Source organism: Sedimentitalea sediminis (genome assembly GCF_042687825.1).
Classification (GTDB): Bacteria; Pseudomonadota; Alphaproteobacteria; order Rhodobacterales; family Rhodobacteraceae; genus Sedimentitalea.
Genome location: NZ_JBHUQE010000001.1, coordinates 138,449 through 161,428, shown reverse-complemented (window position 1 = coordinate 161,428; position 22,980 = coordinate 138,449). Strand labels below are relative to the sequence as shown.

The following is a 22,980-nucleotide window of genomic DNA, read 5'->3' as shown; positions in this document are numbered from 1 at the left end:
GAAATCCGCATAGGCGCCTTGCGTCCTGACCGGGGCAAATTTGCGGCAGTCAGTCCGCATTTTCGCATCAGAAGAATGGGTGTGGATAAATATGATTATAATCAGTCACTTGGCCGGATATTCGCGAAGCAGCGCAGGCAGCCTTGCCAGCAGTATCCGGCTTGGTCGTGGTAAAACCGTTGCAAAAAAATCACTAAATCGACACGCAAAAGGCGCCCGATCACGAGGAATGGGCGCCTGGAATTGATGCAGAACCGGCGCCTGAATGACGCCGCAAGCCGGTCTTAGCGGCGCAGGCCCAGCCGGCCGATCAGGTCCTGATAGCGGGCTTCGTCCTTGCCTTTGACATAGTCCAGCAATTTGCGGCGCTGGGCGACCATCTTCAAAAGGCCACGGCGACCGTGGTTGTCTTTTTTGTGGGTCTTGAAATGCTCGGTCAGGGTTGCGATGCGCGAGGACAGGATGGCCACCTGGACTTCGGGGGAACCGGTATCGCCATCCTTGGTGGCGAAATCCTTCATGACGCGGGCTTTTTCTTCGGTAGTGATCGACATCGGGGTCTCCTTTGCAGGGTAAAAGTGAATGGCGCAGGCCGGGATGTCGTCCAGCACAGGCCCGTGGAGGGTCCGCAGCCAAGCCGCGACGGGGCGCGAGTCAGAGGCGGATGCGGGCGTATAAGCGCAATTGATCCGAATGGCAAAGGGTTTCGCGCATTCCGCCGGGCGCGGGCGTCAGTGTGCCTGCGCCCAGTTCGCTCCTTGCCCAGCGTCCACGGTCAGTTTCACGTCCAGATGCACCGCCGGATCGGCGGCGTTTTCCATGACGTCGCGGGCACGGGCGATGGTGTCGTCGACCGCGCCCTCGGCCACTTCGAACAGCAATTCGTCATGCACCTGCAACAGCATCCGCGCCGGCAGGTCGGCAATGGCCGCCGGCATGCGCACCATTGCCCGCCGGATCACATCGGCAGCCGTGCCCTGGATCGGCGCATTGATCGCGGCGCGATAGGCAAAACTGGCGCGCGGCCCCTTGGCATTGATCTCGGGCGTATGGATGCGGCGCCCGAACAGGGTCTGGACATAGCCGTTCTCCTTGGCAAAGCCCTTGGTCGCGTCCATGTATTTGCGGATGCCGGGAAATCGCTCGAAATAGCGGTCGATGAACCCCTGCGCCTCGGCGCGCGGAATGCGCAGGTTGCGGGCCAGGCCAAAGCCGGAAATGCCATAGATCACGCCGAAATTGATCGCCTTGGCCTTGCGGCGCACGTCCGGCGTCATCTGGTCCAGCGGCACGTCGAACATTTCGGACGCGGTCATGGCGTGAATGTCCAGCCCCTCGGCAAAGGCCGATTTCAGTGCGTCGATCCCGGCGATATGCGCCAGAATCCGCAACTCGATCTGGGAATAGTCCAGAGAGACCAGAACGTTGCCCGGCTCGGCGACAAAGGCCTCGCGAATGCGCCGGCCCTCTTCGGTGCGCACCGGGATGTTCTGCAGGTTGGGGTCGGTCGAGGCCAGCCGCCCGGTGTTGGCACCGGCAATGGCATAGGACGTGTGGACGCGACCGGTGTCGGAATTGATATGGGCCTGCAGCGCGTCGGTATAGGTCGATTTCAGCTTGCTCAGCTGGCGCCAGTCCAGAACCCGGGCGGGCAGGTCATGCACCGTGGCCAGATCTTCCAGAATGTCGACCCCGGTGGCATAGGCCCCGGTCTTGCCGCGCTTGCCGCCCTCGATGCCCATCTTGTCGAACAGGATTTCGCCCAGCTGCTTGGGGCTGCCGACATTGAAGGTCTCGCCCGCCAGTTCGTGTATTTCGGCCTCGAGTCCGGCCATTTTCTGGGCAAAGGCGTTGGACATGCGGCTGAGCGTGTCGCGATCGACCTTGATGCCGTGCATTTCCATCTGCGCCAGCACCGGCACCAGCGGGCGTTCCAGGGTTTCATAGACCGTGGTCACCCGGTTGCGATGCAGTTGCGGCTTGAATGTCTGCCACAGACGCAGGGTGATGTCGGCATCCTCGGCGGCATATTCGACGGCCTTGTCCACCGGCACCCGGTCAAAGGTAATCGCCGATTTTCCGCTGCCCAACAGCGGCTTGATCGGGATCGGCGTGTGCCCCAGATAGCGGTCGCTCAGCGTGTCCATGCCGTGCCCGTGCAGCCCGCCATGCAGCGCATAGGACAGCAGCATCGTGTCGTCGATCGGTGCCACGTCGATGCCGTTGCGGGCAAAGATTTTGGCGTCGTATTTCATGTTCTGGCCGATTTTCAGCACCGCCGGATCCTCGAGCACCGGTTTCAGCATCTTCAGCGCCTCGGCCAGCGGCATCTGCCCCTCGGCCAGCTCGTCCGAGCCGAACAGATCGTCGGTCGCCTGGGCCTTGTGGATCAGCGGGATGTAACAGGCCTGCCCCGGCTCGACACACAGCGAAATGCCGACCAGATCGGCGGTCATTTCGTTCAGCCCGGTGGTCTCGGTGTCGACCGCGACCCAGCCGCGTTCGTGAATGCGGTCGATCCAGACCTGCAGGGCCGCGGCATCGCCAACACGGGAATAGTCAGCCGCATCAAAGGCCGGCGCCTCGGGGGTGTCCGCCTCGGCAGGCGGGGCGATCTTGTCGGGAATGACCGGTGCGTCGACCCCCAGCTGATCGGCGATGCGGCGGGTCAGGGTGCGGAATTCCATTTCGGCCAGAAAGGGCATCAGTACATCGGGGTCGGGATCGCGCACCTGCAGATCGTCCAGACCGAAATCCAGCGGCGCGGCACAATCCAGCTGCACCAGTTTTTTGCTCAGTTCGATCTGTTCCCGCTTTTCAATCAGGGTCTGGCGACGCTTTGGCTGTTTTATCTCTTCGGCCCGCGCCAGCAGCGTCTCCAGATCGCCATATTCGTTGATCAAGAGTGCAGCGGTCTTGATCCCGATGCCGGGCGCGCCGGGCACGTTGTCGACACTGTCGCCCGCCAGCGCCTGCACATCGACGACCCGGTCCGGGCCGACGCCGAATTTCTCGAAAACCCCGTCGCGGTCGATGCGCCGGTTCTTCATCGCGTCCAGCATCTCGACCCCGTCACCGACCAGTTGCATCAGGTCCTTGTCGGAACTGATAATGGTCACGCGCCCGCCGGCGGCGCGGGCCTGACACGCCAAGGTGGCGATGATGTCGTCGGCTTCGTAGCCTTCCAGTTCCTTGCAGGCGATGTTGAACGCCTCGGTGGCAGCCCGGGTCAGCGGGATCTGCGGGCGCAGATCCTCGGGCATCGCCTCGCGGTTGGCCTTGTACTGATCATAGAGATCATTGCGAAAGGTGTGGCTGCCCTTGTCAAAGATCACCGCCACGTGGGTCGGTGCATCGGGGCCGGAATTGGCCTCGACATAGCGGTGGATCATGTTGCAGAACCCTGCCACTGCGCCGATCGGCAGGCCGTCGGATTTGCGCGTCAGGGGCGGCAGCGCGTGGTAGGCGCGGAAAATGAAGGCCGATCCGTCGATCAGATGCAGATGACAGCCCTTGCCGAATGTCGTCTCGCCCATTGCCGAAATCTCCTGTTCCCCGTGCGCTGCGGCCCTGTATCCCGTACTTTCACCGCGCAGGCAATCAGCGCGGCTTTTGAGGCTGCGTTGCTGTGTCCTTGATCGGAGAGGGTGCGGCCGGTCACGGCCTTGCCGCGCGGATGCCCGGTCAGGTGATGATCAACGCCGGGTCGCCCCGGCCGTCACGGAACCGTCAGGCCTTGTCCTGATGCGCGCTGTGCTGAAACTTGCAGTCGCAATAGGGGCATTCGACCCAGCCCGTGTCGCGCGGGATCTGCAGCCAGACCCGGGGATGGCCCAACGCTCCCTCGCCGCCGTCACAGGCGATGCGATGGCTGTCCACAATCCGGGTCTCTGGCGCTTCGATGGTCATTGCGGGGCGATCCTCTTTGCTTGTCGGCCTGAAGGCCATGGCGTGGCTGCATTTATGAGCCAAGGCAAATCCGGGGGCAAGTGCCGCAATGACACAGGACCCGGCGGCCACAGGATCGCCCTCAAACCAGGTGATCAACCAGCGTCAGATGCTGCGCCAGCCTGTCGATTTCCGCCATCCAGCCTTCGACCAGCCGGGCGTCATCCGGTGCAGCATGCACGCCAACCGGAATCTCCCGGTTCAAAATCGATTCGACCGCCAGCGAGACCGGCACCGACACGAGGCGGGCCATAGCCGTGCCGCGCGCATCGCCCCAGGCATCCATCGCATAGGTCCGGTGCCAGACCGGGCGGCCCTGGTGCTCGGCCAGCAGCCCGACACACAGGACCACGCGGTCCGGTTCGCCCGGTCCGTAAGCGTTCTCGGTCCAGAGCCGCCTGGACAACCTTGTCAGCCGGGCGTCGCCCTCGGGACCGCTCAGCGTTTCAAGTTCGCGGAACACTTCGGCCCAGGCTGCGGCCCAGCCGTTCAGACGCAGGGTGCCGCGCACGAATTGTCTGACCGGCCATTCCGGTTCGAACCCGTATTGCGCCAGAAAGGGCAGGCTGTCCCGGTTTGGATAGACCTCGAAGGTTTCCGGGGTCGGCAACGGCGCGGCATAGCTGCTGATCGCGTCCCAGGGCCGGTCCACACGCAGTTCGGTATAGTTGCGGATCGAGCGGCTGGGAGTGCGCAGCGCCTTGAGCACACCCAGGGGCGACCAGCTGAATTTATACCTGAACCGGTTGGGCGTTTTCGGCACGCCGCCGCAATACGAGATGAAGCTCAGGTGATTGGTCGCATCAAAGACGTCCGAGGCGCGGTAATCGGCGATCAGGGCATGCGCCATCAGGTGGTCGATGCCCGGATCCAGCCCGACCTCGTTGACCAGTGCCACCCCGGCCGCGCGGGCGTGCGCGTCCAGCGCCCGCATCTCGGGCGCGATATAGGATGAACTGACGAAATGCGCCTGCCGGTTGATTGCCATCTCGGCCAGCGGCAGATGCCAGTCGCCCGGCAACATCGACACGATCACGTCGCCCGGGGCCAGTCCCGCCTGCAGGGCGGAGATGTCGAAGGGCCGAATGCGATCGGTCAGATCGCCGACGGCGGCGCGCGCCTTGTCCGCCGTTCGGTTCCAGACCTCGACCTGATGGCCCTTCTCGATCAGCCGCCGCAGGCCGGGGATCGCGGACAGGCCGGTGCCGCACCAGTGAATCGCCATGGCTCAGAGGTCTTTCATATGGCTGTCGAAGGTGGCCTTGGCCCGGCCCCAGACACCGGACTCCGGCGTCTTCAGCGTCAACAGGGCCGGCAGCAGTTGCGCGGCGTAATCCTGCGAACTCTCGACCGGCAGCATCGAGGGCAGGTTGTCGATGGCCATCACGTCCAGCACCGGATCGTCGGCCACGCGCAGCGCCGGTGCCTGCCAGCTCGTGGCGCGGTCATAAATCGGCACCGGGTTGTAGTCGCTGTCCGGATCGCAGGCGACGTCGCCAATGACCGTCAGGCGGCGCGACGCCTTCAGGGCCGCCGACGCGACGAAAACCGGCGTGCCGGGGCGGGCAAAGATGCAGTTCATGAACAGGTCATGCGCCAGGATTTGCGGAAACGGACCGCCCGAGGCGGTTTCGGCCATGTCCCATTGCGTGACCGACACGCCCATGGCATCGCAGAGGTCCGCAGCACCGCGCCCGACCCGCCCCAGCGCGCCGATCACGATGGCGGTGGGGCGGGCAGACCCGGTCGCGTCCAGTTCGTTGGCCAACTCGGCCCCCAGCGCATCCCTGCCGGGATAGGGACTGACCGGTCCGCACAGGCCGCCGTGCTGTTGGGCGGCCCAGCATTTCAGCGCCACCGCGGCCCCGGCATAGCCGGCCCAGTACCCGAACGCGGCGATGCGGCGGCCCTGTTCGTCGACCAGATATTCCAGATCATACAGCGCGCCGCCGCCAGCGCGGAACCGCCGCAGCAGCGCCTTGCCCGAGAACTGACCCTTGAAGGCGTGACCGAACATGATGTGGCGATGCGGCAGGGGCGTGCCATCCTCGGGCAGTTCCTTGAGGCCGAAGATGATCGCGTCGCGCGGGGCCGTCGGCCAGCTATGCGCCGGGGCGATGTCGCATCCGGCGGCGCGATAGCCGTCCAGCGGGATGGCGCGGTCGGGGCTGTCCTCGACGGTAATGCGCATGCCTGCGGCGATCAGGTCGCCTGCGCCCTCGGGGGTCAGGCCGACCCGCCGCTCGTTCGGCCGCTGTTCGGCCCTGACCCAGAGATGCTGCATGCCTGCTGTCCTTTCCTGCCCGTGCGCCCGCTGCGGCGCCTAGAAATGGGTTTGCGCGAAATGCCGGTCCGGCATGTCCAGATGCGGCACCGCGTTGAACAGGACCGGGCTGAGTTGCTCGCCGATCGGGAACAGCCGGTGCATCGACGTGTTCATGATCGCCAGCGCCAGACGCGCGGTGGCGGCGATGTTCAGCTGCATCACCTGGCGCAGGGCGATGGCGATCAGCCCGCCCGACGTGACCACCAGCCCCGGTCCCGACCCCGCCGCGATATCGTGCAGCGCCTCGGTGACGCGGCTTTCAAAGGCCGCAAAGCTTTCGGGCGCGCCCTCCAGCCGGCCGTCATGCCAGGCGCTGAACACCTGCGGCAGGTGGGTGATAAAGCCTTCGCGTTCGGTGGGCAGCGCCACACCGTGCTGGTCCTGCATCAGTTCCGCCAGGGTGAAATATTCCAGTTCGTTCAGCCGCGGATCGTTTTGTGCCGCGCCTACATTCATCGCCTGTGCAGTCTCGATCTGCCGCCGCAACGTGCCGCAATAGACGCGCGGATGGTGATCGCCGCTTGCGCGCAGATGTTCACCCAGCCAGGCGGCCTGCCGGTGCCCGAGATCGCTGAGACGATCATAGCTGGCCTCGTCGCGGGCCTGGGTATTGGCCTGTCCGTGCCGGACAAGGGTGATGTGGGACATAGGCAGCCTCCTGCTGAGGCCAGTCTTAGGCCAGAGCGCTGCGCTGTGCCAGTGCTTGCATGGCAGCGCCCGCAATGCCTGTCCAAGGCCGGCGTTCCGTGATCGCTGTCAGTGGCGCAGATATCCGCGGCGCAGGGCACGGGTGCGGTGCCGGTCGGCAGCGGTCGAGGCCTCGCGCAGATTGCCATAGATATCGATCACCGCGCGCCCGTGTCCGCCGGCGATACCCCATTCCCGCAGCACCGAGACCTCGGAGAAGAGATTCATTGCGATTTCAACGCGGTAATACCATTTGGCGCGCCGCGCGTTCTGACGGTAAAGCAGACAGATAGCCATGGATTCAGACTAGCCGCGCTCAGCGAACCGGGCAAGTTTCATGTCGATTTATCCACAGGATTCGACACCTGCCCGGATGGCCGAGTCAGCGCCAGACGACGTCGCCCAGAAAGATGTATCCGGCCCCATAGATTGTCTTGATCAGACGCGGGTTCTTGGGGTCTTCGCGCAGCTTGGTGCGTAGGCGCGAGATGCGCACATCCATCGCCCGGTCAAAGCTTTCGCCGGCCGCCCCGCCCAGGGCCTCTTGCATCTGCGCCCGGCTGATCAGACGCTTCGGGCTGTCCAGAAACAACCGCAGCACTTCGGCCTCGGCATGCGAAAACGGGGTTTCCTTGCCGCTTTCATCTTCGAGCGCGTATCGGTCGAAATGCGCGATCCAGCCGGCAAAATGCGCCGTGTTGCCGGATTTGGGCACCTGCCGGTGGTCGCGCAGACGGGCGCGGACGCGGGCGACCACTTCGGTGGGGTCGAAGGGTTTGGTGATATAGTCATCCGCGCCCAGTTCCAGTCCGGTGACCCGGTCCTGCACCTGGGCGCGGCCCGAGATGATGATCACCGAGGCCCCCTGTTCCAGCGCCAGCCGATGCACCAGGGTCAGTCCGTCAGTATCTGGCAGTGACAGGTCGACCAGGCAGATATCGGGTGTGACATGTTTCAGCGAGGCTTCGAATTCGCGGGCGCGGCCAAAGCTTTGGGTGCGGAACCCGGCTTCGGTCAGGACTTCGGTCAGCATCTGCCGGATTTCCGGTTCGTCATCCAGGATGGTCACGAGAGGAGCAGTCATGGAGCGGCCTCGGAGGGTATGAGGGCGGCGAGCTGTGCCGCGGAAAAGGGTTTGATCAGCACCGGTGCCCGGGTCTGGGCGTTCAGGTACAGCGGGTCGTCGGCGGGCAGCGAGGTCATCAGGATGACCGGCAATCCGGTGTCGGCCATGCGGTCCAGCAGATCCAACCCGGTCGCGTCGCCCTGCAACACGATGTCGGACAGGATCAGGGTGATATCCCCAACATCGGCGGCCAGGGCAATGGCCTCGTCCACCGTCGTGGCCTCGATCACCCGGTGCCCGAGACCGATCAGCATGTCGCGAAATGTGGCCCGCAGGTCTTCGCTGTCCTCGACCAGCAATGTCAGGCCGCTGTGTTCGGCGGGCGCCGCGCGATAGGGCAGGCGCAAGGTAACGCAGGCGCCGGTGGGGGTGTTGCTGAGGATCAGATCGCCACCGGCCAGCTTGGCCATATCATAGACCATCGGCAGGCCCAGCCCGCTGCCTTCGCCGCCCTTGGTGGTAAAGAACGGGTTCAGCGCGTTGTCCAGCGCATCCGGCGAAAAGCCGGGTCCGGTATCGGCGACGGTGATCTCGATCCACGAGCGTTCGATACTGTGAACGCTGACGGTGATCTGCCCGGCGGCGCCGCAGGCATCGCGCGCGTTCAGGATCAGGTTCAGCAGCGCATCCTGCAACATGCCGGGGTCCAGCAGCAGCCGCTCGTCGGGCATGTGATCGAGCACGCTCAGACCGACCTCGCGCGGCAGGCTGGGCGAGGCCAAAAGCTTGAGATCGCCGATCAGGTTGTGCATGTCCGTCGCCCGCGGCCGCAGGGTACGGTGGCTGGTCATGTCGGCAATCCGGTTCAGCAAGCGCCCGCCGCGCCGCGCTGCCGCCTGGGTGGCTTCGACCAGGCTGACGGCCTCGCTGTTCAGGTCCATCCTTTTCAGCTTGGCCTGCATTCCCAGGATGATGGTCAGCAGGTTCGAGAAATCATGCGCCAGCCCACTGGTCATCTGCGCCGCCAGGGCCCGGCGCCGCGACTGTTGCAGCGCCACGCGGGCCTGGGTTTCCTCGGTCACGTCCATTGACAGGATATAGGCGCCGCCGGCACCGTCCGGGGTAAAGGCGACCCGGATACGCCGGGCGCTGGGGTTCAGGGTGAATTCGAAGACCGGGCTGCCGCCGCGATAGGCTTTGGCCAGATGCGGTTCGACCCGGGCATAAGCCGTCTTTCCCAGCGCGTCGGAAACATGCATGCCGATGATGTCTGACGGCCGTCCGGGCATGACGCTCGAGAGGCGCCGGTTGGTATAAGTGTAATGCCCGTCGGCATCGACATGGGCAATATGCGCCGGCATCATCTCGGTGGTCAGGCGGGTGCGGGCCTCGATCTCGGTCAGTTCCCGCTTGGCCTCTTCCAGCGCCGAGATGGTCGCCGCCAGGCGCCGGTTGCTGGCGGCCAGATCTTCGGCATGGGTCAGAACCTGGTCCGACAATTCCTCGGACCGCGCCCGCAACAGCTGTTCGGAGCGTTTGGCGCGCGTGATGTCGGTATAGACCGTGACCCATCCGCCCTGCGGCAGCGGGGCCCCCTCGACTGAAATCGACTGGCCATTGGGGCGCAGGCGCTCGACATAATGGGGTTTGAAGTCCAGCGCCTGGGCAACCCGCGCCCGTACCAGAGCCTCGATATCCACCGCCGGTCCGTAATCGCCCTTTTCGGCCATATGGCGGACCGTGTCGGCAAATGCGGCACCAGGTCGCACCAGGCGGTCCGGCAGGTCGAACATTTCCTTGAACCGGTGGTTGCAGACAACCAGCTTTAGGTTGTTGTCATAAATCGAAAGCGCCTGGGCGATCAGGTTCAGGCCGGCCAAAGTCAGGGCCTTTGCTTGCGCGTCGATCTGGTCCAAGGGCAGTGTTCTCCTTGTCCAATGGCTAACACCACAAGGCGGTTGCGGTAAACCGGTCACGTTTCCCGACCGCGGCAGCGCGGGCGGAATTGCCGGCCGGGATTGCGGTTGAATCGCTGCCCCGCGCTTCGCCGAAACGACCGCCCGGATCGCGCCGCATTGCAGCATTTCGCGGCCCGTTCGGGCACGAGTTTCGGCCTGTAAGAATTCGAAGGGATTGGGAAAACATCACGAAAAAGTTGACGGCCAATCTGCTGGAGGCTTCTCTGGAGAAGCAGAATCGCAGAGGGGCGTTCGGGGGCGTTGATGCTCAGCCGACCGCGGGAGGACAGACATTTGACTCAGACGTCGACAGGCGCGGAAGGATTGCAATCCATTCCGGCGCTACTTCAACGCAACGTATCCGAGTTCGGGAATTCCCCGGCATATCGGGAAAAGGAATTTGGCATCTGGCAGACCTGGACATGGTCCGAAGCTGCCAAGGAGATCGAGGCGCTGGCCTTGGGTCTCATCAATCTGGGTGTGAACGAGGGCGATTTCATCGCCATCATCGGACGCAACCGGCCTTATCTGTATTGGTCCATGGTGGCCGCTCAGATGGTCGGCGCGGTTCCGGTCCCGCTCTATCAGGACGCCAACGCCGAAGAGATGGCCTATGTTCTGGGCCACTGCGGCGCCCGTTTCGTGATCGTGGGCGATCAGGAACAGGTCGACAAGGTGATCGAGGTACAGGATCAGCTGCACCAGTTCGAACACCTGATCTATCTCGATCCGCGCGGGTTGCGTAAATACGATCATTCGCACCTGCATGAATACAGCCATGTGCAGGATCAGGGCCGTGCGGCCTATGACGAGTTCATCAACGAGCTCAATGCCCGTATCGCAAAGCCCGATTACGACAGCACCTGCGTGATGCTCTATACTTCGGGCACCACCGGCAAGCCCAAGGGCGTGGTTCTGTCTAACCGCAACATCATCGAGACCGCCAAATCGTCGGCCAAATTCGACAAGCTGCGCCGCGATGACGATATTCTGGCCTATCTGCCGATGGCCTGGGTCGGCGATTTCATCTTTTCGCTCGGTCAGGCCTATTGGTGCGGTTTCTGCGTGAACTGCCCGGAAAGCGCCGACACGATGATTACCGACCTGCGCGAGATCGGACCGACCTACTATTTCGCTCCGCCGCGCGTATTCGAAACCCAGCTGACCAGCGTCATGATCCGGATGGAAGACGCGGGCGCCCTGAAAAAGCGGATGTTCGACCATTACATGGCGCATGCCCGCAAGGTCGGACCGAAAATCCTGGATGGCGAGTCCGTCAGTTTCATGGACCGGCTGAAATACAAGATCGGCGATCTGCTGGTCTATGGTCCGCTCAAGAACACGCTCGGCTTCAGCCGGGTCCGCGTCGGTTACACCGCGGGCGAGGCGATCGGGCCGGAAATCTTTGATTTCTATCGCAGCCTGGGCATCAACCTGAAACAGCTCTATGGCCAGACCGAGGCGACCGTGTTCATCACCGCACAGCCGGACGGTCAGGTGCGTTCGGACACAGTGGGCGTACCATGCCCCGGCGTCGAGATCAGGATCGCAGACAATGGCGAGGTGTTCTATCGCAGCCCCGGCGTGTTTATGGAGTATTACAAGAACGCCGAAAGCACGGCGGACACCAAGGATGCAGAAGGCTGGGTGGCCACGGGCGACGCCGGTTTCATCGAGGAAGGCAGCGGTCACCTGCGCATCATCGACCGCGCAAAGGATGTGGGCAAGATGGCCGATGGCGGTCTGTTCGCGCCGAAATATGTTGAGAACAAGCTGAAATTCTATCCCAACATTCTTGAGGCCGTGGTCTTTGGCAATGGCCGCGATCAATGCACCGCCTTTGTCAACATCGACCTGTCCGCGGTCGGCAACTGGGCGGAACGCAATAACATCGCCTATGCGTCGTATCAGGAGCTTGCGGGCCACAAGCAGGTGCTGGACACGATCCAGAACCATGTCGAAGAGGTCAACAAGTCGGTCGCCGAGGATCCGATGCTGTCGGGCTGCCAGGTGCATCGCTTCGTGGTTCTGCACAAGGAACTGGATGCCGATGACGGCGAACTGACCCGCACGCGCAAGGTGCGCCGGCGTATCATTGAAGAAAAATATGCCGATATCATCACCGCACTGTACGACGGTTCGCCCAAGATCAGCACGGTGACCGAAGTGACCTATGAGGACGGCCGCAAGGGCGAAATCCGGGCCACGCTGGAAATCCGCGATGCGGCGGTTGTCTCTTCTGCACAGAAGATGGCGGCAGAGTGAACAATTTCATCCTGAACAGTTTTTGGGCTTCCGGCACTCTGTCTGCCGGCCAAATGAAAGGGGCGCGCACATGAAAGACGTGAGCGAAGGCTATACCACTGCGGACGGCCGCAAGATCGGCGGCGTGGTGATGGAAATGAAGAACATCACCTTGCGCTTTGGCGGCGTCAAGGCGATCACCGATATCAGCTTTGACATCCACGAGGGCGAGATCCGCGCCATTATCGGACCCAACGGCGCCGGCAAGTCGTCGATGATGAACGTGATGTCCGGGTTCTACATCCCGCAGGAAGGCGAGGTCTGGTACAAGGGCAAGCCGCGGCCGCAGATGCGACCGTTCGAAGTGGCGGAACAGGGCATTGCCCGTACCTTTCAGAACATCGCGCTTTTCGAAGGCATGACCGTTCTGGACAACGTGATGACCGGACGTCTGACGCAGATGAAGGCCGGAATTTTCTCGCAGGCGCTCTGGAAGGGCAAGGCCGAGGCCGAAGAGGTGGCCAACCGGGAAATCGCCGAAAAGATCATCGACTTTCTGGAAATCCAGCACATCCGCAAAACCCCGGTGGCGCGGTTGCCCTATGGTTTGAAGAAACGGGTCGAGCTGGCCCGCGCCCTGGCGGCGCAACCCAAATTGCTGATGCTGGACGAGCCGATGGCCGGCATGAACGTCGAGGAAAAAGAGGACATGAGCCGCTTTATCCTGGATGTGAATGATGAGTTCGGCACCACCATCGCGCTGATCGAACACGATATGGGCGTGGTCATGGATCTGTCGGATCGCGTCGTGGTCATGGATTACGGCAAAAAGATCGGCGACGGTCCGCCGGACGAAGTGCGCAACAACCAGGATGTGATCGACGCCTATCTGGGGGTTTCTCATGACTGATCGAACCATGTCGCCCGGACCCGTAGAAACGATCCGGCAAATGCCAAAGAAGAAATGTGTGGGGGAAAGAAATGCCTGAGCAGCTGCTATTTGCGATGGAGGTCACGCTGAACGGCCTCATGGCCGGGGTGCTTTACGCACTCGTGGCGCTGGGCTTTGTCCTGATCTTCAAGGCCTCGGGCATCTTCAACTTCGCGCAGGGCGTCATGGCCCTGTTCGCAGCGATGACCCTGGTCGGTATCATGGAAGGGCAGGTGCCCTTCAGTCACCTGATCAACGCCGCGCTGGGCACGGAAATCCACCATTTCGGATGGCACGTTCCGGCCTTGCTGGCCATTTTGCTGACCATGGGTGTCATGATCCTGTTGGCACTGGCGGTGCAGAAATTCGTGATGGGCCACCTGGTCAATCAGGAACCGATCATCCTGTTCATGGCGACCATCGGCCTGGCCTATTTCCTCGAAGGTCTCAGCGACCTGATGTGGGGCTCCGAAATCAAAAAGCTGGATGTCGGATTGCCGCAGGGCATCAACGAGACCATCGACAAGATCACTTATGACATGTTCGGCTACGGTTTCTTCATCGACAATCTGGACATCGTGGCCACCGTGATCGCGGCGCTGCTGGTGATCGCCCTGATGGCTTTCAGCCAGTACACGAAACAGGGCCGGGCCCTGCGCGCTGTGGCCGACGACCACCAGGCGGCGCTGTCGGTCGGCATCTCGCTGAACTTCATCTGGGTTCTGGTCTGGTCGCTGGCCGGGTTCGTGGCTCTGGTCGCGGGCATCATGTGGGGCACCAAATCGGGCGTCCAGTTCAGCCTCAGCCTGATCGCGCTCAAGGCGCTGCCGGTGCTGATGCTGGGTGGCTTTACCTCGATCCCGGGCGCCATTGTCGGCGGTCTGATCATCGGTGTCGGCGAAAAGCTGTTCGAATTCGCCATCGGCCCGCTGGTCGGCGGTGCGACCGAGAACTGGTTCGCCTATGTGCTGGCCCTGATGTTCCTGCTGTTCCGTCCGCAGGGCCTGTTCGGCGAAAAGATAATCGAGCGGGTGTGAGTGTGACCAAGTTGATCGCCAAACACAGCGTGATCGTCTGGGCCGGGTTCGGGGCCTGCGGGTCCCTGGCCCTGGCCGCTGACGCTATCAGTGACAAGACACTGGTGATCGCGTTGTGGTTGGCCATTGCCGGACTGATCACCGGCTTGACCGCTTACATGCAATTCGTGCGCTCGGCAGAAACCGGCGGATCCGCACGCAAATCCAATCAACGGGATGCCGAGGCGCGCCACAGCGCACGGGCCAAGGGGACCATCTGACAATGTTTTACCGTGAAGCCGGTGATTTCCACACCACATACACTTCTGACAACCAGACCTTTCCGATCAAGTTCGACCGGTATCGGTACTATGCCGTCATGGCCTTTGCCTTTCTGGTCGTGCCGTTCTTTATCAACGACTATCTTGCGAACGCGATCCTGCTGCCGTTCCTGATCTACGCCATCGCGGCGATCGGGCTTAATATCCTGACCGGCTATTGCGGTCAGGTCAGCCTGGGAACCGGCGGGTTCATGGCGGTGGGCGCCTATGCCTGCTACAAGCTGATGACCTCGTTTCCGGATGTCAGCATGTTCATCCACGTGATCCTGGCCGGTGTGATCACCGCGGGGGTCGGGGTGGCCTTTGGCCTGCCCAGTCTGCGGATCAAGGGGTTCTATCTGGCCGTTGCAACGCTGGCGGCGCAGTTCTTCCTGATCTGGCTCTTCAACCGGGTGCCGTGGTTCTACAACTACTCTGCGTCGGGTCAGATCAACGCGCCCGAACGCACCGTGTTCGGCATTGAGATCACCGGTCCCAACACCGAAGCTTGGGCGACCTATCTGTTCTGCCTGATATTCCTGACGGTCAGCGCCCTGATCGCCCGCAATCTGACGCGGGGCACGATCGGGCGGACCTGGATGGCGATCCGCGACATGGATATCGCCGCCGAGATCATCGGGGTGAACCCGCTCAAGGCCAAGCTGAGCGCCTTTGCCGTCAGTTCGTTCTTTGTCGGCATTTCGGGCGCGCTGTTCTTCTCGGTCTATCTGGGGGCGGTCGAGGTTGGCGAAGCCTTTGGCATCAACAAGTCGTTCCTGGTGCTGTTCATGGTCATCATCGGCGGTCTGGGCTCGATCTTTGGCAGCTTTGCCGGTGCCGCTTTCCTGGTTCTTCTCCCGGTCATCCTGAAGGTGCTGGGCGTCGACCTGCTGGGCTTTCCGACTGATCTGGTGGCACATTTCCAGCTGGTGATCGTCGGCGCATTGATCATCTTCTTCCTGATCGTGGAACCTCACGGGCTGGCCCAGCTGTGGCGCCTGGCCAAGGAGAAACTGAGACTGTGGCCCTTCCCGCACTAGGGACGACAGGCAACAACCGGGGGCAACCCCATGACAGACAGCGTCCCGTCAAACCGGACGGGACGAGGAACATCGACAAACACCAAAGGGAGGATTTGACTCGATGAAACTGAAACTGACAACCTTGGCGCTGGGCGCCGCAATGGCCGCTGGGCCTGTGATGGCCGATCTGGTGTTTCCGGATCTGAGCTATCGCACCGGACCTTTCGCTGCTGGCGGCATCCCGTTCTCGGACGGTTACAACGACTATTTCACATTGCTGAACGAGCGCGACGGCGGCATCGGCGGTGAAAAGATCAGCGTTCCGGAATGCGAAACCGCCTATAACACCGAAAAAGGTGTGGAATGCTATGAGGCGACCAAGGACAGCGGCGCGTTGGTGTATCAGCCTTTGTCCACCGGCATCACCTATCAGCTGATTCCGAAAGCCACCGCGGATGACATTCCGATCCACACCATGGGCTATGGCCGCACCTCGGCTGCCAACGGCGACGTGTTCAGCCATGTGTTCAACTATCCCGCCAACTACTGGCACGGCGCGTCCGGCATCGTGAACTATCTGCTGGAAATCAACGGCGGCGACATCAATGGCAAGAAAGTGGCGCTGTTGCACCACAACTCGTCCTACGGCAAGGAGCCGGTTCGCACGCTGGAAGAACTGGCCAAAAAGCACGGCTTTGAACTGACCCTGCTGCCGGTCGACAGTCCCGGCCAGGAACAGAAGTCGCAGTGGCTGCAGATTCGCCGCGAACGTCCCGACTATGTGGTCATGTGGGGCTGGGGCGTGATGAACCAGGTCGCCATTCAGGAAGCCGCCAATATCCGCTTCCCGATGGAGAACTTCATCGGTGTCTGGTGGTCCGGTGCCCAGCATGACGTTCTGCCGGCCGGTGCCGGTGCCGACGGCTACAAGGCCGTGACCTTCCACGCGGTCGGTTCGGATTTCCCGATCTTCGACGACATCAAGAAATATGTCATCGATGCTGGCAAGGCCGCCGGCAATGGCGACCAGATCGGTACCGTGATCTACAACCGCGGCGTCTATGCTGCGATGCTGGCAGCCGAGGCGGCCCGTGCCGCACAGGAAGCCAATGGCACGGCGCAGATCACCAGCGGCATGATGCGCGACGCGATGGAAACGCTGGAAATCACCGAAGAGCGGATGGCCGAACTGGGCATGCCGAACTTTGGCCCGGCCTTCAGCGTCAGCTGTGAAAACCACGGTGGACCCGGCCTGATCGGCGTCGCCGAATGGGATGCCGAGACCAAGACCTGGACCATGATCTCAGATTTCGCTCCGACCGATCAAGAGGTCATCGAGGCGCTGGTCGCCGAAGATTCGACGGCCTATGCCGCCGAAAACAACATCGAGTCGAACTGCAAGTAAGATCGACACCCCGGTGGCAGCATGGGTTGCCACCGGGATCCCCCGAGATTGAGAACCAGAAAGACACCCCATGCTGGATGCTGCCAAGACCACGGACGTGCAGGCTGAAACCCTGCTGGAAGTCAACAATATCGAAGTGATCTACAACCACGTGATCCTCGTGCTGAAAGGCGTCAGCCTGAACGTGCCCAAGGGCGGGATCACCGCTTTGCTGGGCGGCAACGGGGCTGGCAAGACAACGACCCTGAAAGCGATCAGCAACCTGCTGCATTCGGAACGCGGCGAGGTGACCAAGGGTTCGATCAAGTACCGCGCTGACGTGGTGCATGAGCTGGACCCGGCCGAACTGGTGCGCAGAGGCGTCATCCAGGTGATGGAAGGGCGGCATTGCTTTGAACACCTGACGGTCGAGGAAAACCTGCTGACCGGCGCCTATACCCGCAGCGATGGCGGCGCCGGCATCCAGGCTGACCTGGAGATGGTCTATGAATACTTCCCGCGCCTCAAGGAGCGCCGCCGCAGCCAGGCCGGCTATACCTCGGGCGGCGAGCAGCAGATGGTGGCGATGGGCCGGGCGATGATGTCCAAACCTGAAACCATCCTGCTGGACGAACCCTCGATGGGACTGGCGCCGCAGCTGGTCGAAGAGATTTTCGGCATCGTTCACGATCTGAACGAAAAAGAGGGCGTGACCTTTCTGTTGGCCGAGCAGAACACCAACGTCGCCCTGCGCTATGCGCATTACGGCTATATCCTGGAATCCGGTCGCGTCGTGATGGACGGACCCGCCAAGGAGTTGCGCGAGAACCCGGACGTCAAGGAATTCTATCTTGGCATGTCGGACGAAGGCCGCAAATCTTTCCGCGACGTGCGTTCGTATCGTCGCCGCAAGCGGTGGCTGAGCTAAGGGGGGCGGCGATTGTCTCGCCCTTCGGTCCGCATCCTCGCGATCCGGCGCGTCACCGCGCTGCAGCGCGGGTGCCGGTCGAACGGGGTACGCCCTCCCGGCGTGGTTCTGTACGCCCAAAAAACGCAGCGGCCCAGCGGTTCTGGACTCTATGACGGGCCGCAAGGAGAAAGTTCAATCAACAGGGTGAGAGCCGGGTTGCGCAGCCTTTGCGCGAACCGAACCCGCCCCATCCCAAGCCTGCAGGCCGATTTTGCGGGTACAGCGCGGAGTACAGCCTAGATGACTGTTTTTTTTGACGATCTGGAAACCCGAACCGCGGACCAGCGGGCGACTGACTTAGCCCGGGAATTGCCGCGCCAGATTGCCCGCGCCAAGGCGCTGCCCGGCTATGCCGGAATGCTCGACGACGTGGATGCGAATGCGATCACGGATGCTGCGGCGCTGGCCCGCCTGCCGGTGCTGCGCAAGTCGGAACTGGGGCGCGCCCAGGCGGCGAACCCGCCCTTCGGTGGCTTTACCACCAAACCGGCATCCGGTTTCACCCACATCTTTCAGTCCCCCGGCCCGATCTATGAACCGGGCGGCGGTGACCGCGACTGGTGGCGGTTCGGGCGGGTGTTGCATGCGGTCGGCATCGGCCCGGGCGATATCGTGCAGAACTGTTTCGGCTATCACCTGACCCCGGCGGGCGTGCTGTTTGAAAACGGCGCGCGGGCGGTGGGTGCGGCGGTCCTGCCGGCCGGCACCGGCCAGACCGAGTTGCAGGTGACCGCTGCGCGGGATGTCGGCACCACGGCCTATGCCGGCACGCCGGACTACCTCAAGATCATTCTCGACAAGGCCGACAGCATGGGGGTGAAACTGGCGATCACCAAGGCCACGGTGGGCGGTGGCGCGCTGTTCCCCAGCCTGCGCGCGGAATATGCCGATCGCGGCATCGCCTGCCTGCAAAGCTATGCGACGGCGGATCTGGGCAACATCGCCTATGAAAGCGCCGCGATGGAGGGAATGATTGTCGACGAACAGGTGATCGTCGAGATCGTCACCCCTGGCACCGGCGACCCGGTCGCGCCCGGCGAGGTCGGCGAAATCGTGGTGACGACGCTGAACCCGGACTATCCGCTGATACGGTTCGCAACCGGCGATCTCAGCGCGGTGTTGCCCGGCCAGAGCCCCTGCGGACGCACCAATCTGCGGATCAAGGGCTGGATGGGCCGCGCCGATCAGACCACCAAGATCAAGGGCATGTTCATCCGCCCCGAACAAGTGGCGGCACTGGTCGCCAAGCATGACGAGATCGTCAAGGCGCGGGTGATTGCCAGCCGTCAGGGCGAGATGGATGCCATGACCGTCCAGATTGAAGCCAATGGCGGCGATGGCACGGCCTATGCCAAGACAGTGGTCGAAGTCATGAAACTGAAAGGGGCGATCGAGGTCGTCGCGCCGGGCAGCCTGCCCAAGGACGGGTTGGTCATCGAGGATCTGCGCAGCTACGACTGATCCCATCCGGGTTGAGCCATGGCAGCCACGGCAGCAACAGATCGCGCTCCGCGCCCCTCAGGGCGCGGGCGCCAGGTCGGCCTTGGCCAGACCATCCAGCATCATCTGCACATGGCCCGGGTCGGCCAGCCTGAGCCGGGCCAGGCGGGAGTGGATCGAGAAATCCGGATTGATGGCGATCAGTTCGGCCCAGGTTTCCCGCGCCGCGTCGATCTCGCCGGTCTGACCCAGCGCTGCGGCCAGCCAGGCCCGGCCGACATCGGTGTCGCGCACCAGTTGCACGCGTTCGCGGAACATCAGGGCCGCGGTTTCGAAATTTCCCATCAGATAATGCGCCATGGCCAGAAACTGCAGAATCTGGTGCCTAAAAGCGGGATCCAGTCGGGTGGCGCGTTCCAGGCATTCGACCGCCTCGGGCAGCCGTCCGAGGCCAGAAAAATCTCGCCCTGGGTGAACAGGCCCAGCGGATAGTCGGGTGTCCGCTGCATCAGTTTGCCGATCAGGTCGCGGGCCCGGCTGAGATCGCCCTGCCATCGGCAAACCACGGCGATCGCCTGCAGCGGCAGAATTTAATCCGGCCCAAGCGCATAGGCCTGATCCGACAGATTCTTGGCCTTTTCCATGGCAACCGCGGAGTCGTCTCCGGACCAGCCGTTGTGAAAATCGAGCAGATGCATCAACGACAGAACTGCATGGGCCTGCGCATAGTTCGGGTCCTGTTGAATGGCGCGTTCACCGAATTGAATCGCCTGACGCCAATGCTGCGCATCCATGCCGGGATAAAACAAGTAACTGCGCATGCGCATGAAATTCTGATGCGCCTCAAGGTCGGTTGTGCCGACACTTGCGATGCCTTGCCGCTCGGACGGGCTCAGCTTGACCTTGAGCGCCTGGACGATTTTCATCGTCACCTCGTCCTGAACGGCAAAGATATCGTTCAGATCGCGGTCAAAACGATCCGCCCATATGTGCCCGCCGGTGGCGGTTTGATCAACTGGGCGGTGATACGTACCCGCGACCCGGCGCGGCGCACGCTGCCTTCGAGTACATAGGCAACGTCCAGCTGCCGACCCACCTCGTGCAGGTCCACCGATTTGCCCTTGTAGGCAAAGCGCGAATTCCGGGCGATTACCACCAGGCCGGAAATCTTGGAAAGATCGGTGATGATGTCTTCGCTGATCCCGTCGGAAAAATACGCCTGTTCGGGATCCTGGGACATGTTGTCAAAGGGAAGAACCGCAATGGACGGGTTGTCTGGTCGGTCGTTGGCCGACGGCTGCACCGGTCTGTCAGGTTTGCTTTCTTTTGCCCGGTCAGGGTGCCAATGAAACACCCGTAACGGGCGCTCGATATTCTTGATTCTAACCGTTCCGCCATCGTCGAACGGCTGGGCAATTCTGCTGCCGACGCTTTCATTGACAACCGACGAGATGCAGATGCCGCCCGGCTGGGCCAATTGTGCCAGCCGGGTCCCGAGATTGACGCCATCGCCGAAAATGTCGTCACCCTGGGTGATGATGTCGCCCAGCGTCACGCCGATCCGCAACCTGATACCGGGTCCGGTGGCGGGCTGGTCGACCAGCGCCTGCTGAATGGCCATCGCGCAGCTGACGGCATCGGCGATGCTGTAGAATTCCACCAGCGTGCCGTCGCCCATCAGCTTGACGATGCGGCCATTGTGCCGCGTGACCAGCGGGTCGAAACTGTCTTTGCGGTGGGCATTCAGCGCTGCTAGCGTGCCGGCATCATCCTGTTCCACAAGCCGCGTATACCCCACCACATCGGCGGCCAGAATTGCCGAGAGCCTCCGATTCACCGGGTGTGGTTCCATACGCAGAAGCCTGGGCCAGACGGTTTGTGCGGTCCAGCCCTCGATTGCCGCAGCGACGGCCCGGATCGGGACTTTCAGGCTGGAGTTTCCGACTGAAATAGTCGAACAACAGGGCATTGCCCCAGACCCGCGAAAGCCCATGGCCGACATAGAATATGCAGAACACGGTAGCCGCCGCCGCAATCATGGCGGTTCGTCGGTCCTGGCGGTGCTGGCCTATGGTGTCGCTGCGGTCTGTGTGCTGCCGATGCTGGCGGTGGCGCTGGCGGCGGTGACCGGCGGCACCGACACGGTATCGCACCTCTTGGACACGGTGCTGCCGCGCTATGCCGGGACGACGCTGGCATTGGTCGGCCTGGTGGCGGCGGGCACGTTTGCAATTGGCGTCGGCGCTGCCTGGCTGGTGACGATGACGCGGTTTCCCGGCGTGCGTATTCTTGAAATCGCGCTGGTGCTGCCGCTGGCCTTTCCGGCCTATGTGCTGGCCTATGCCTATACCTATCTGCTGGACCATCCGGGCATCGTGCAAACCACCCTGCGCCAGGCGACCGGCTGGGGGCCGCGCGACTATTGGTTCCCCGAGATTCGCTCGATCTGGGGGGCTGCGATCATGCTGATCCTGGTCCTGTATCCCTATGTCTATCTGCTGGCCCGCGCGGCGTTCCTGCAGCAAAGCTCGGCGGCGTTTCTGGCGGCACGGACCCTGGGCAGCAGCGCCTGGTCGGCCTTTTGGTCGGTCAGCCTGCCAATGGCGCGCCCGGCGATTGCCGGCGGCGTGCTGCTGGCCGTGATGGAGACCATCGCCGATTTCGGCACCGTCGCCTATTTCAGCGTCCAGACCTTTGCCACCGGCATCTATACCAGCTGGTTTTCCATGGCCGACCGCGCGGCGGCGGCACAGTTGGCGCTGTGCCTGCTCAGCTTTGCTCTGCTGCTGGCGATGACCGAGCGGATGCAGCGCGGGCGCGCCCGCTATCACGAGACCGGCAAGCGCCACATGGCGATGCCCCCGGTGCGGTTGCGGGGCTGGCGCGCCGGACTGGCGCTGCTGCTTTGTGCGACGCCTGTTCTGCTGGGTTGCGTTCTGCCGGCGGTGGTGCTGTTCGGCATGGGGCTGGGCAGCGAGCAGGATCTGCTAAGCCGCCGCTATACCGGGTTCATCAGAAATTCCATCACGCTGGCAGGCACCGCAGCCTGTCTGACGGTTCTGTCAGCGATCGCAGTGGGCTTTTTTCAGCGGCTGCGCCCGGGGCGTCGTTCGGGCATCGCGGCCTATGTCGCGCGGCTGGGATACGCGGTGCCGGGCGGGGTGATCGCGGTCGGTTTGCTGGTGCCCTTTGCGGCCTTTGACAATGCGTTTGATGCCTGGATGCGCAGCACCTTCGACATCTCGACCGGCCTGCTGGTGACCGGGTCGATCTGGCTGTTGGTGGTGGCCTATATGGTGCGGTTTCTGGCCGCCGCGCTGGGGGCTTACGAAGGCGGGCAGAGCACGGTGCATGCCAACATGGACGCGGCCTCGCGGTCTCTGGGGGAAACGCCTCTGGGCACCTTGCGGCGCGTGCATCTGCCGATCCTGACCCCCAGCCTGCTGACCGCGCTGCTGATCGTCTTTGTCGACGTGATGAAGGAATTGCCGGCGACGCTGATCATGCGGCCGTTCAACTATGACACGCTGGCGGTTCAGGCCTATCGGCTGGCCAGCGACGAGCGGCTGGAAGGCGCGGCCGTGCCGTCGCTGGTCATCGTCGCGGTCGGGCTGCTGCCCGTCATCCTGATCTGCCGACAGGTCGGCCGCAACCGCTAGCCAGGTCAG

The 22,980-nt window shown here is 62.7% G+C and carries 22 protein-coding genes; 9 read left to right on the top strand and 13 right to left on the bottom strand.

Features of this window, described 5'->3' with window-relative positions; translation table 11 throughout:
- Nucleotides 1-284: 284 nt before the first annotated feature.
- The 9 genes from rpsO to ACFMPD_RS00700 form a co-directional block, all read right to left on the bottom strand.
- Nucleotides 285-554, bottom strand: coding sequence for a 30S ribosomal protein S15 (gene rpsO / locus ACFMPD_RS00740; protein ID WP_380990534.1), 270 nt, complete (start codon nt 552-554; stop codon nt 285-287).
- A 177-nt stretch (nt 555-731) separates the two neighbouring features.
- Nucleotides 732-3,536: a DNA polymerase I gene (polA, locus tag ACFMPD_RS00735; protein WP_380990531.1), complete on the bottom strand. Its 2,805-nt coding sequence runs from the start codon at nt 3,534-3,536 to the stop codon at nt 732-734.
- 193 nt (nt 3,537-3,729) lie between these two features.
- Nucleotides 3,730-3,909 carry a zinc-finger domain-containing protein gene (locus tag ACFMPD_RS00730; RefSeq protein ID WP_380990527.1) on the bottom strand — a complete coding sequence of 60 codons (180 nt, stop codon included), beginning with the start codon at nt 3,907-3,909 and terminating at the stop codon, nt 3,730-3,732.
- 121 nt (nt 3,910-4,030) lie between these two features.
- Nucleotides 4,031-5,173: a saccharopine dehydrogenase family protein gene (locus ACFMPD_RS00725; protein ID WP_380990524.1), complete on the bottom strand. Its 1,143-nt coding sequence runs from the start codon at nt 5,171-5,173 to the stop codon at nt 4,031-4,033.
- Nucleotides 5,174-5,176: 3 nt separating this feature from the next.
- Complete coding sequence (locus ACFMPD_RS00720) at nt 5,177-6,232, bottom strand: saccharopine dehydrogenase (protein ID WP_380990521.1); 1,056 nt, start codon at nt 6,230-6,232, stop codon at nt 5,177-5,179.
- A 39-nt stretch (nt 6,233-6,271) separates the two neighbouring features.
- Complete coding sequence (locus tag ACFMPD_RS00715; RefSeq protein ID WP_380990518.1) at nt 6,272-6,922, bottom strand: histidine phosphatase family protein; 651 nt, start codon at nt 6,920-6,922, stop codon at nt 6,272-6,274.
- 108 nt (nt 6,923-7,030) lie between these two features.
- Nucleotides 7,031-7,258 carry a WGR domain-containing protein gene (locus ACFMPD_RS00710; RefSeq protein ID WP_380990516.1) on the bottom strand — a complete coding sequence of 76 codons (228 nt, stop codon included), beginning with the start codon at nt 7,256-7,258 and terminating at the stop codon, nt 7,031-7,033.
- Between the two features lie 85 nt (nt 7,259-7,343).
- A complete protein-coding gene (locus ACFMPD_RS00705; RefSeq protein WP_380990513.1) occupies nt 7,344-8,045 on the bottom strand; it encodes a response regulator transcription factor in 702 nt (233 codons plus the stop codon).
- Nucleotides 8,042-9,943, bottom strand: coding sequence for a hybrid sensor histidine kinase/response regulator (locus ACFMPD_RS00700; protein ID WP_380990511.1), 1,902 nt, complete (start codon nt 9,941-9,943; stop codon nt 8,042-8,044). The genes ACFMPD_RS00705 and ACFMPD_RS00700 overlap by 4 nt, the downstream gene beginning before the upstream one ends.
- Before the next feature lie 306 nt (nt 9,944-10,249).
- Between ACFMPD_RS00700 and ACFMPD_RS00695 the strand changes: the two genes are divergently transcribed.
- From ACFMPD_RS00695 to ACFMPD_RS00660, 8 genes are all read left to right on the top strand, one after another.
- Nucleotides 10,250-12,250, top strand: a complete 2,001-nt coding sequence (locus ACFMPD_RS00695) for an AMP-binding protein (protein ID WP_380990507.1) — start codon at nt 10,250-10,252, stop codon at nt 12,248-12,250.
- A 70-nt stretch (nt 12,251-12,320) separates the two neighbouring features.
- The gene (locus ACFMPD_RS00690) at nt 12,321-13,139 is read left to right on the top strand and encodes an ABC transporter ATP-binding protein (protein ID WP_380990504.1); all 819 of its coding nucleotides are present in this window, start codon (nt 12,321-12,323) and stop codon (nt 13,137-13,139) included.
- 71 nt (nt 13,140-13,210) lie between these two features.
- Complete coding sequence (locus tag ACFMPD_RS00685) at nt 13,211-14,197, top strand: branched-chain amino acid ABC transporter permease (protein ID WP_380990502.1); 987 nt, start codon at nt 13,211-13,213, stop codon at nt 14,195-14,197.
- A 2-nt stretch (nt 14,198-14,199) separates the two neighbouring features.
- Complete coding sequence (locus tag ACFMPD_RS00680; RefSeq protein WP_380990498.1) at nt 14,200-14,457, top strand: hypothetical protein; 258 nt, start codon at nt 14,200-14,202, stop codon at nt 14,455-14,457.
- 2 nt (nt 14,458-14,459) lie between these two features.
- Entirely contained in the window at nt 14,460-15,536 is a 1,077-nt protein-coding gene (locus tag ACFMPD_RS00675) for a branched-chain amino acid ABC transporter permease (RefSeq protein WP_380990495.1), read from the top strand.
- A 103-nt stretch (nt 15,537-15,639) separates the two neighbouring features.
- The gene (locus ACFMPD_RS00670; protein WP_380990492.1) at nt 15,640-16,923 is read left to right on the top strand and encodes an ABC transporter substrate-binding protein; all 1,284 of its coding nucleotides are present in this window, start codon (nt 15,640-15,642) and stop codon (nt 16,921-16,923) included.
- A gap of 70 nt (nt 16,924-16,993) precedes the next feature.
- Nucleotides 16,994-17,830, top strand: a complete 837-nt coding sequence (locus ACFMPD_RS00665; protein WP_380990490.1) for an ABC transporter ATP-binding protein — start codon at nt 16,994-16,996, stop codon at nt 17,828-17,830.
- A 282-nt stretch (nt 17,831-18,112) separates the two neighbouring features.
- Nucleotides 18,113-19,333, top strand: coding sequence for a phenylacetate--CoA ligase family protein (locus ACFMPD_RS00660; RefSeq protein WP_380990486.1), 1,221 nt, complete (start codon nt 18,113-18,115; stop codon nt 19,331-19,333).
- 57 nt (nt 19,334-19,390) lie between these two features.
- Here the strand turns inward: ACFMPD_RS00660 and ACFMPD_RS00655 are convergent, their stop codons facing one another.
- The 4 genes from ACFMPD_RS00655 to ACFMPD_RS00640 are packed head-to-tail and all read right to left on the bottom strand — an operon-like array spanning nt 19,391 to nt 21,164.
- Nucleotides 19,391-19,672, bottom strand: coding sequence for a hypothetical protein (locus tag ACFMPD_RS00655; RefSeq protein ID WP_380990485.1), 282 nt, complete (start codon nt 19,670-19,672; stop codon nt 19,391-19,393).
- A complete protein-coding gene (locus tag ACFMPD_RS00650) occupies nt 19,657-19,878 on the bottom strand; it encodes a hypothetical protein (protein WP_380990483.1) in 222 nt (73 codons plus the stop codon). Before ACFMPD_RS00650 ends, ACFMPD_RS00655 begins: the two co-directional genes overlap by 16 nt.
- A 24-nt stretch (nt 19,879-19,902) precedes the next feature.
- Nucleotides 19,903-20,238, bottom strand: a complete 336-nt coding sequence (locus tag ACFMPD_RS00645; RefSeq protein WP_380990481.1) for a hypothetical protein — start codon at nt 20,236-20,238, stop codon at nt 19,903-19,905.
- 32 nt (nt 20,239-20,270) lie between these two features.
- Nucleotides 20,271-21,164, bottom strand: coding sequence for an adenylate/guanylate cyclase domain-containing protein (locus tag ACFMPD_RS00640; RefSeq protein ID WP_380990478.1), 894 nt, complete (start codon nt 21,162-21,164; stop codon nt 20,271-20,273).
- Nucleotides 21,165-21,303: 139 nt separating this feature from the next.
- Between ACFMPD_RS00640 and ACFMPD_RS00635 the strand changes: the two genes are divergently transcribed.
- Nucleotides 21,304-22,971, top strand: a complete 1,668-nt coding sequence (locus ACFMPD_RS00635) for an ABC transporter permease (RefSeq protein WP_380990475.1) — start codon at nt 21,304-21,306, stop codon at nt 22,969-22,971.
- Nucleotides 22,972-22,980: the final 9 nt, after the last annotated feature.

Bases quoted from the DNA above. Each gene is read 5' to 3' on its own strand.
- rpsO (WP_380990534.1), bottom strand. From the start codon at position 554: ATGTCGATCACTACCGAAGAAAAAGCCCGCGTCATGAAGGATTTCGCC.
- polA (WP_380990531.1), bottom strand. From the start codon at position 3,536: ATGGGCGAGACGACATTCGGCAAGGGCTGTCATCTGCATCTGATCGAC.
- ACFMPD_RS00730 (WP_380990527.1), bottom strand. From the start codon at position 3,909: ATGACCATCGAAGCGCCAGAGACCCGGATTGTGGACAGCCATCGCATC.
- ACFMPD_RS00725 (WP_380990524.1), bottom strand. From the start codon at position 5,173: ATGGCGATTCACTGGTGCGGCACCGGCCTGTCCGCGATCCCCGGCCTG.
- ACFMPD_RS00720 (WP_380990521.1), bottom strand. From the start codon at position 6,232: ATGCAGCATCTCTGGGTCAGGGCCGAACAGCGGCCGAACGAGCGGCGG.
- ACFMPD_RS00715 (WP_380990518.1), bottom strand. From the start codon at position 6,922: ATGTCCCACATCACCCTTGTCCGGCACGGACAGGCCAATACCCAGGCC.
- ACFMPD_RS00710 (WP_380990516.1), bottom strand. From the start codon at position 7,258: ATGGCTATCTGTCTGCTTTACCGTCAGAACGCGCGGCGCGCCAAATGG.
- ACFMPD_RS00705 (WP_380990513.1), bottom strand. From the start codon at position 8,045: ATGACTGCTCCTCTCGTGACCATCCTGGATGACGAACCGGAAATCCGG.
- ACFMPD_RS00695 (WP_380990507.1), top strand. From the start codon at position 10,250: ATGCTCAGCCGACCGCGGGAGGACAGACATTTGACTCAGACGTCGACA.
- ACFMPD_RS00690 (WP_380990504.1), top strand. From the start codon at position 12,321: ATGAAAGACGTGAGCGAAGGCTATACCACTGCGGACGGCCGCAAGATC.
- ACFMPD_RS00685 (WP_380990502.1), top strand. From the start codon at position 13,211: ATGCCTGAGCAGCTGCTATTTGCGATGGAGGTCACGCTGAACGGCCTC.
- ACFMPD_RS00675 (WP_380990495.1), top strand. From the start codon at position 14,460: ATGTTTTACCGTGAAGCCGGTGATTTCCACACCACATACACTTCTGAC.
- ACFMPD_RS00670 (WP_380990492.1), top strand. From the start codon at position 15,640: ATGAAACTGAAACTGACAACCTTGGCGCTGGGCGCCGCAATGGCCGCT.
- ACFMPD_RS00665 (WP_380990490.1), top strand. From the start codon at position 16,994: ATGCTGGATGCTGCCAAGACCACGGACGTGCAGGCTGAAACCCTGCTG.
- ACFMPD_RS00660 (WP_380990486.1), top strand. From the start codon at position 18,113: ATGACTGTTTTTTTTGACGATCTGGAAACCCGAACCGCGGACCAGCGG.
- ACFMPD_RS00655 (WP_380990485.1), bottom strand. From the start codon at position 19,672: ATGGCGCATTATCTGATGGGAAATTTCGAAACCGCGGCCCTGATGTTC.
- ACFMPD_RS00645 (WP_380990481.1), bottom strand. From the start codon at position 20,238: ATGAAAATCGTCCAGGCGCTCAAGGTCAAGCTGAGCCCGTCCGAGCGG.
- ACFMPD_RS00640 (WP_380990478.1), bottom strand. From the start codon at position 21,164: ATGGAACCACACCCGGTGAATCGGAGGCTCTCGGCAATTCTGGCCGCC.
- ACFMPD_RS00635 (WP_380990475.1), top strand. From the start codon at position 21,304: ATGGCCGACATAGAATATGCAGAACACGGTAGCCGCCGCCGCAATCAT.